We start from the raw sequence: 7,365 nt of genomic DNA, 5'->3' as shown, positions 1-7,365 counted from the left end.
CTTGTACGTCCTCTTCCCACTCCGGCGGTGGGACGAACCCACCGGCCACCCAAGAAACTCATAGTGACCTGCGAACCTGGGAATTAACCGAACCTTACCCGGGAGTACGCTTCAGGTTCCTATCGGACGTGCGGTTCAAACCGTTTCAGGGCGTCTCAGAATGTGGACGCGCGGCGCTTTACCCCTGGGTATCACGTTTTGGAGCACCTAACCCAGCACTGCCCCACTACTTCTGTCGAAGGAATGGGGCAGCGGTTGGTACTCGTGGCGCTATCTGGCAGCCACGCCCTTGATCCGGGCGATCCGGTTCCGCAGCCCCCACTGGGTGACCTTGAGAAGGGCCTCGCGGACGATCCCGCCACTCATCTTGGATTCGCCGATCTCTCGCTCCGTGAACGTGATCGGAACCTCACGGACCGTGAAGCCCTCCTGAATGGCCCGCCACGCCAGGTCTACCTGGAAGCAGTAGCCGTGCGACTCCACCGCGGCGAGGTCGAGTTTCTCGAGCACCTCGCGGCGGTATGCGCGGAATCCGCCGGTGATGTCCTTGATCTTCACGCCGAGGGCCAGTCGGGAGTAGATGTTCCCGCCGCGTGACAGCCACTCGCGGTGCTTCGGCCAGTTGACCACCGTGCCGCCCGGCACGTAGCGCGACCCGAGGACGAGGTCGGCGCCGGCATCGACCTGGTCGAGCAGACGATGCAACTGTTCCGGGGCGTGGCTTCCGTCGGCGTCCATTTCGACGAGGACGGTGTAGTCGCGGTCCAGGCCCCACCGGAAGCCGGCGATATAGGCGGCGCCGAGTCCGTTCTTCTCCGTCCGGTGCATCACGTGGATGCGACCGGCGTCGTCGTTCGACGCGAGGGCGTCCGCGACGTCGCCGGTGCCGTCGGGGCTGCCGTCGTCGACGACGAGAACATGCGTCCGCGGCAGCGCCGCATGCAGGCGCCGCACGATCAGGCCGAGATTCTCCCGCTCGTCATACGTCGGAATGATCACCAGAGTCCGTGCGCTCGGTGCCCCGCTCTGCCCGGAATCGGTCTCCGATGCCATGAGGATCCTCCCTGCCGGCATCTGCCGGCGCCTTCTCGGTACTGCTGTGAATCGGTGTGCGAACGGTGCGTCGTCGTTGCACCACGGCGAACGCGACGGCAGCGACGGCGCCGAGACACAGAAGGATCTCCGGAATCGGGCCGAGCCGACTTGCCAGCGTAGTACCGGTGCTCAGCGGCACCTGCGACACCAGGGCCGCGGGGACGAAGAGTGGGGTCTGCTGCACTGTGGACCCGTCGGGTCCGATGATCGCGCTGACACCGCTGGTGGCGGCCACGACGACGGCGCGCCCGTGCTCCACGGCCCGCACCTTCGACATCGCCAGTTGCTGGTAGGTCATCTCGGTGTCGCCGAACGTGGCGTTGTTGGTGGGGACGGCCAGGAGTTCGGCGCCGCTACGTACCGACTGCTCGAACGCCCGGTCGAAGGCGACCTCGTAGCAGGTCGCGACGCCGACGGCGATCCCGTTCGCGTGGACGACGCCATCGCCGTCGCCGGGAACGAAGTTGCCCGCGCGGTCGGCGTAGGAGGAGAAGTGCCGGAAGAATCCGCGGTACGGCAGGTACTCACCGAACGGCTGGATGATCTTCTTGTCGTGCCGCTCCTGCGGACCGGCATCGCCGTCCCACACGATCACCGAGTTGGTGGTGGTGCGGTCGGAGTTCACGAGCACCGCTCCCACCAGAATGGGTGCGCCGATCGCCTCGGACGCCCGGGAGATGTCCGCGGCGGCGTCGGCGTTGCGCAGCGGGTCGATGTCGGATGCGTTCTCCGGCCAGATGACGAGGTCGGGTTGCGGTGCCGCGCCGGACGCGACGTCGTCGGCGAGTTCGAGGGTTCGGTTCACGTGATTGTCGAGGACGCGTTTGCGCTGGTCGTTGAAGTCGAGACCGAGTTTGGGGACGCTGCCCTGGATCGCGGCGACGGTGATCGTCCGGTCCCCCGAGTCCATGCCCGGCAGCGTCGGCCACAGTGCGAGCGAGACGACCGTCGCGGCGAGGGCGGCGACCAGACCGCCCGCGAGCGGCCGCACCCAGTTCGTGGCGCCGCCCGCCCGGGCTCGCACCGTGACGGCGACGGACGCCAGTCCGGCACCGGTCAGCGCCACCCCGAAGCTGAGCAACGGGGAACCCCCGATGCCGGCGAGCGGCAGGAACCAGCCCTCCGACTGACCGAACGCCAACCGCCCCCAGGGGAAGCCGCCGAACGGCACACTCGCACGCAGCCATTCCGTCAGCGACCAGCACGCCGCGATCCACAGCGGCGCCCAGCGCAGCCGCGACACGAGCACGGCGAGCACCCCGAAGAATCCGATGAACAGCGACTCGACCGCCGCGAGCGCGAGCCACGGGAGGGCGCCGACGAACACCCCGATCCACGGGAGCAGTGGCACGAGAAAACCGAGTCCCGCGAGGTAGCCGTAGCCGAAGCCCGCGCGCAGCCGCGGTGCCGCGCCGCCGGCACCGGTGAGGACCAGCGTCAGCAGGGCGATGCCGAGGGGCGCGAGAAACCACAGGGGGCGGGGTGGAAAACCGGCGAAGACGAGGAATCCGGCGGCCACCGACAGGACGGAGCGCACGAGCACGCCACGCTTTCCGGTGGTCCAGCGTGCCGTCGTGCTACCGCTCATGGACGACGCTCCCCCGGTGAACCGACCGCAGCAGGACCGGCGTGGGCGCGTCGTCCTCGAGACGCGGAAGGGCGGGCACCCGGGACCGGGGATCGGTCGACCACCGCTGCACGGAGTCCTTGGGGGCACTGACGACCAGTTCGCCGGCATCCCACACGGCGTACGACGCCGGTGCGCCCGGAGCGAGCGTCCCGGCGAGACCGTCGCGGACCCCGCCGGCACGCCACGCACCGCGGGTGGCCGCCGAGAACGCCGCGCGCGGGGAGATCCCGCTGCCGGGCGTGCGGTGGTGGACGGCGGCGCGCAGCATCGCCCAGGGTTCCACCGGGGTGACCGGTGCGTCGGAGCTCAGCGCGAGCGACACCCCGGCGGAGGCGGCGGCGGCGAACGGGTTGAGCGTGAGGGCGCGCTCGGTTCCGAGGCGCTGCGCGTACAGTCCGTCGGTTCCGCCCCACAGGGCGTCGAATGCGGGCTGGACGCTGGCGATCACACCCCACTGCGCCAGCCGTGCCGCATCGTCGCCGGTCATCATCTCGGCGTGCTCGAGTCGGTGCCCGGCCGCCGCGACCGCGGGACCGCCCAGTTCGTCGGCGACGACGGCGAACGCGTCGACCGCGGCCCGGACGGCGGCGTCGCCGATGACGTGGAACCCGGCCTGAATTCCGGCGATCGTGCAGGCGCGCACGTGGGCGGCGATCTCGTCGACTCCCAGGTAGCTCTTGCCGGTGCCGCCGTCCAGGTCCGCATACGGTTCGCTCAGCCACGCCGTGTGAGAGCCGAGGGATCCGTCGATGAACAGGTCGCCACCCAGCGCGTGCGCGCCGGTGGCGTCGAGCAGCTTCCTGGCCTCGTCGGCGTCGGTGACCGCTTCACCCCAGTAGCCGCGGACCTCGACGCCGTGCGGGGTGGCGAGGAGTTCACGGAAATCGTCGAGTCCCGCGATGTCGGGTCCGCCGCATTCATGGACCGCGACGATGCCCCGCGAGGCGATGGCGTCGAGGGCGGCGAGGCGGGCGGCGGAGCGCTGCTCGGCCGTCAGCAGTGAGCGGGCGACGGTGCGGGCGGCGTGGTGCGCCTCGAAGGTCAGCGGTCCCTCGGACGAGAACCCGGAGGCCTCGCTCAGATCCGGGACCGACCGGCGCAGGGCCGTCGAGCACACGGCCGAGTGGACGTCGATCCGGGACAGGTACACGGTGCGTCCGGGGGCGGCCTCGTCGAGTTGCGCCGTGGTGGGGCCGGTGCCTTCCGGCCACGCCGATTCGTCCCAGCCGTGGCCCCAGATGACCGCGTCGGAATGGGTGCGGGCGAAGGACGCGAGCCGGTCGAGGCACTCGCGGAGCGAACCGACCCCCACCAGGTCGAGTCCGACGATGTTCAGGCCGAGCGCCGTGACGTGCACGTGCGTGTCGACGAACGCCGGGGTGACGAACGCGCCGCCGAGGTCGACCACCTCGGCGCCGGGGTGCAGCGCGCGGGCCGCGCGGTCGTCGCCGACCCACGACACGACACCGTCGGTCACTGCCATCGACGTGGCGTCTGGTGCAAAGGAACTGTAGATTCGGCCGCCGACCAGCAGTTGTGTAGTCACAGGCAACCAGTCTGCCTGTTAGGGCAGAACGTGGGGATCACGGGTCGGGGTTCGGGGCTCCTCGTCGATCACTTCGCCCTCGAAGACCTCGTCGACGACCTCTCCCTCGATCACCTCACCGCGTCCACGCCGGGGTGCCCGCGCGAACGCCTCGGCTCCGGCCGCTACGGTCGCGGCGCGGCGTCCCGCCAGCAGGACGACGACGGGTCGGAGGGCCCACCGGGTGGGCGGAATGAGGAAGAGCAGTCCGAGCACCGAGGTGACGAGGCCGGGAACGAACATCAGGGCGGAGCCCAGCGCGACGAGTGCGCCGTCCGCGACCGCGGCCCCCGGGGAGCCGTCGCCGCCCGCCGCCCGACGCAGTCCGTCCATCACACGACGCCACTGCGACCGCATCAGCAGCAGTCCGATCAGCGTTCCCCCGAGCAGGAGGAGCACCGTCCACAGCACGCCGATCGCGTGACCGACCAGGACGAGCGCGGCGATCTCCACCACTACGTACAACAGGAACAGTGCGGCGTACATGACGTCCCCTTTCGGACGGCCGGTTCATCGAGGGTCTGGGTCAACCGTCTGATCGTTCAACGTTCGAGGTTGCCGTTTTTCTCCCGGCCGCAGATATCGAAGCGGCCACGATGCTAACCCTCAAGTTGACATTGAGACTCTGCACATGATGCAGTTCACTGCGATGGGGGTCTTCCGATCCCGCGCACAACGAGGAGCCGATATGACTCGTTCCACCGTCTTCCGCCGAGCCGCAATCGTTCTCGCGTCCGCAGCCGCCTTCGGCATGCTGTCCTCGGGACCGGCGTCGGCAGCACCGGTCGCCGACTTCGCAAAGGGCGCCGCCGAACTGCAGGCGCTGGCCACCGAGGTCTCCCCCGCCGCGACCGCCGCCGTCGACGCACTTCTCGGTGCCAGCGTGTTCATCCCGAAGGACGTGCTCGAAGTCGGACTCACCACGCCGCAGGATTTCATGTACCCGTCCCCCACCCTCGGGTGCGGCGTCGCCGACAAACCCGCGACGGTCACACTGGCCAGCGCACAGGGCGGCCCGAACCTGTTCCCCCAGATCAGCGCGAACCAACTCCGCTTCCAGGCGATCCCCGCCTACGTTGCGATCCCGCAGTCGTCCGAACTCAGCGTCGCGTGGATCAACCTGACCACGTTCCAGGGTGGCATCGTGAAACTCGACGACAAACTGCCGATCTTGGGCACCCCACTGCTGTCGAAGATCGTCGACACCGGCAAGGGCACGGTTCTCGCGACGATGTTCGGCACGGTCGGCTATGCCGACGCCGTCACGTGCACGGTGGTCCCGACCGTCGGCACCTTCACCGTCTGACCGCGGTACGCTTCCCCACCCGCCGGCCTACGAGCCGGGTCGCACCAGGCCCGTCTCGTAGGCCAGCACCACGGCCTGCACCCGGTCGCGGACGTTCAGCTTGGTGAGGATCCGGCCCACGTGCGATTTGATGGTCGACTCCGACAGGAACAGCTGAGCGGCGATCTCCGTGTTCGACAGCCCGGTGGCCACCAACTGTAAAACTTCCCGCTCACGCTCGGTCAGCACGTCGAGGACCTCCGGGTCGCGCAACGGCGCCGGACCGTCGTCGAGGAACCTCGCCAGCAGCCGCCGGGTCACCTTCGGCGACACCACGGCATCACCCGCGGCGACGCTGCGAATGGCCGACACCAGGTCTTCCGACGGGGTGTCCTTGAGCAGGAAACCGCTGGCCCCCGCCCGCAACGCACCCATGGCGTGCTCGTCGAGGTCGAACGTCGTCATCACCAGCACACGGCTGGCGACACCGGACTCCAGGATCTGGGCGGTGGCGCTCACCCCGTCCACCACCGGCATCCGGACGTCCATCAGCACCACGTCGGGTTCGAGTTTGCGGACCGCGGCGACGGCGGCCGCCCCGTCGCTCGCCTCACCGACGACGGTGATGTCGTCCTGGGCGTCGAGCACCATGTTGAGGCCCATCCGCATCAGTTCCTGGTCGTCGACGAGTAGCACGGTGATCGGCACAGCGCCAACCTAACACCGCGCTCCGAGTGGGCGCGCTGCCCGCACGACAGGCGGTCACGAGTGGATAACCAAACCAAGACCTCCATTACCCCTGGCATACGCTCGAAGTCTGCCTATGATCGAGACGGCGGACAGTGGGAGAGCCCAGGGATCGGGGTGTCCAGATGCGAATCGCGGATGTGTTGCGGAACAAGGGTCCCGCCGTGGTGACGGTGGATCCGGAAATGCCGGTCAGCACCCTGATCGGCGAACTTGCCCGGCACAACGTCGGAGCCCTGGTGGTCACGGAGAACGACGCCGTCGTCGGGATCGTCACCGAACGCGACATCGTGCGCCGCATCCACGAACGCGGCCCCGACATCCTGAATGCGCGGGTCGTGGACATCATGACGACATCGGTGTTCGCGTGCCTGCCGACCGACACCGTGGACAGTCTCGCCGAAACCATGACCGAACGCCGGATCCGGCATCTGCCGGTGATCGTGGACGGCCAATTGGTCGGCATCGTCAGCATCGGCGACGTGGTGAAGAGCCGGATCGGCGAGTTGCAGACCGAACGCGACCAGCTCGAGTCCTACATCGACCACGGCTGAGCGAGGACCACATGCCACTGTTCGTCGTGGAGTACACCTACAGCCCTGAGACGTCGGCCCTTCGCGACGATCACCGAACACAGCACCGTGCGTGGCTCTCCGAGCTCCTCCGTCGCAAGATCATGCGCTCGACCGGGCCTCTCGCGAGCGGCCACGGTGCGCTGTTCATCGTCGACGCCGAGGACGAGGACGCGGTCGCGCGCGTGTTCGCGCACGATCCGTTCGCCGAGGAGAATCTGGTGGCGAACATGCAGATTCGCGAATGGTCGCCCGCGATGGGCGAATTCAGCGAGTAGCACGCCGGGAGCCATCGGCGGCGGGCGGTCCCGCGGCCTGGGGACTCAACCCGCGGAACCTGGACCGGGTGTGCCACCGGTTGCGCCTCCGACCCTGCGCCATCGATTTCCCGTCAATCCGCGCCGCTAAACACACTGCAAAACGTACGACCTCGTCACCTTCGGGTTCGGTG

Annotated in this window: 8 protein-coding genes; 3 read left to right on the top strand and 5 right to left on the bottom strand. The window is 68.7% G+C overall.

Annotated features, from left to right (window positions below; all coding sequences use genetic code 11):
• Window positions 1-270: 270 nt before the first annotated feature.
• The 4 genes from JWS13_RS44700 to JWS13_RS44685 are packed head-to-tail and all read right to left on the bottom strand — an operon-like array spanning window position 271 to window position 4,796.
• Entirely contained in the window at window positions 271-1,053 is a 783-nt protein-coding gene (locus JWS13_RS44700) for a polyprenol monophosphomannose synthase (protein ID WP_206011440.1), read from the bottom strand.
• A complete protein-coding gene (lnt, locus tag JWS13_RS44695) occupies window positions 980-2,683 on the bottom strand; it encodes an apolipoprotein N-acyltransferase (RefSeq protein WP_206011439.1) in 1,704 nt (567 codons plus the stop codon). The genes JWS13_RS44700 and lnt overlap by 74 nt, the downstream gene beginning before the upstream one ends.
• Entirely contained in the window at window positions 2,673-4,277 is a 1,605-nt protein-coding gene (locus JWS13_RS44690; protein ID WP_206011438.1) for an amidohydrolase, read from the bottom strand. The genes lnt and JWS13_RS44690 overlap by 11 nt, the downstream gene beginning before the upstream one ends.
• Window positions 4,278-4,289: 12 nt before the next feature.
• Window positions 4,290-4,796, bottom strand: a complete 507-nt coding sequence (locus JWS13_RS44685) for an FxsA family protein (RefSeq protein ID WP_160093799.1) — start codon at window positions 4,794-4,796, stop codon at window positions 4,290-4,292.
• A 202-nt stretch (window positions 4,797-4,998) separates the two neighbouring features.
• Here JWS13_RS44685 and JWS13_RS44680 point away from each other — a divergent pair, with 202 nt between their 5' ends.
• The gene (locus tag JWS13_RS44680) at window positions 4,999-5,616 is read left to right on the top strand and encodes a hypothetical protein (protein ID WP_206011437.1); all 618 of its coding nucleotides are present in this window, start codon (window positions 4,999-5,001) and stop codon (window positions 5,614-5,616) included.
• A gap of 27 nt (window positions 5,617-5,643) precedes the next feature.
• Here JWS13_RS44680 and JWS13_RS44675 read toward each other — a convergent pair whose 3' ends face one another.
• A complete protein-coding gene (locus JWS13_RS44675; RefSeq protein WP_124393470.1) occupies window positions 5,644-6,303 on the bottom strand; it encodes a response regulator in 660 nt (219 codons plus the stop codon).
• Window positions 6,304-6,467: 164 nt separating this feature from the next.
• Between JWS13_RS44675 and JWS13_RS44670 the strand changes: the two genes are divergently transcribed.
• Both JWS13_RS44670 and JWS13_RS44665 read left to right on the top strand, forming a co-directional pair.
• A complete protein-coding gene (locus JWS13_RS44670) occupies window positions 6,468-6,896 on the top strand; it encodes a CBS domain-containing protein (RefSeq protein WP_206011436.1) in 429 nt (142 codons plus the stop codon).
• Between the two features lie 11 nt (window positions 6,897-6,907).
• Complete coding sequence (locus JWS13_RS44665; RefSeq protein ID WP_206011435.1) at window positions 6,908-7,192, top strand: YciI family protein; 285 nt, start codon at window positions 6,908-6,910, stop codon at window positions 7,190-7,192.
• Window positions 7,193-7,365 lie beyond the last annotated feature (173 nt).

The organism is Rhodococcus pseudokoreensis, from assembly GCF_017068395.1.
In the GTDB taxonomy this organism is placed as follows: domain Bacteria; phylum Actinomycetota; class Actinomycetes; order Mycobacteriales; family Mycobacteriaceae; genus Rhodococcus_F; species Rhodococcus_F pseudokoreensis.
Note: the sequence above shows the minus strand (reverse complement) of the source record. Positions and strands in the feature narration are given on the sequence as shown.

Bases quoted from the DNA above. Each gene is read 5' to 3' on its own strand.
- JWS13_RS44680 (WP_206011437.1), top strand. From the start codon at position 4,999: ATGACTCGTTCCACCGTCTTCCGCCGAGCCGCAATCGTTCTCGCGTCC.
- JWS13_RS44700 (WP_206011440.1), bottom strand. From the start codon at position 1,053: ATGGCATCGGAGACCGATTCCGGGCAGAGCGGGGCACCGAGCGCACGG.
- JWS13_RS44685 (WP_160093799.1), bottom strand. From the start codon at position 4,796: ATGTACGCCGCACTGTTCCTGTTGTACGTAGTGGTGGAGATCGCCGCG.
- lnt (WP_206011439.1), bottom strand. From the start codon at position 2,683: ATGAGCGGTAGCACGACGGCACGCTGGACCACCGGAAAGCGTGGCGTG.
- JWS13_RS44665 (WP_206011435.1), top strand. From the start codon at position 6,908: ATGCCACTGTTCGTCGTGGAGTACACCTACAGCCCTGAGACGTCGGCC.
- JWS13_RS44670 (WP_206011436.1), top strand. From the start codon at position 6,468: ATGCGAATCGCGGATGTGTTGCGGAACAAGGGTCCCGCCGTGGTGACG.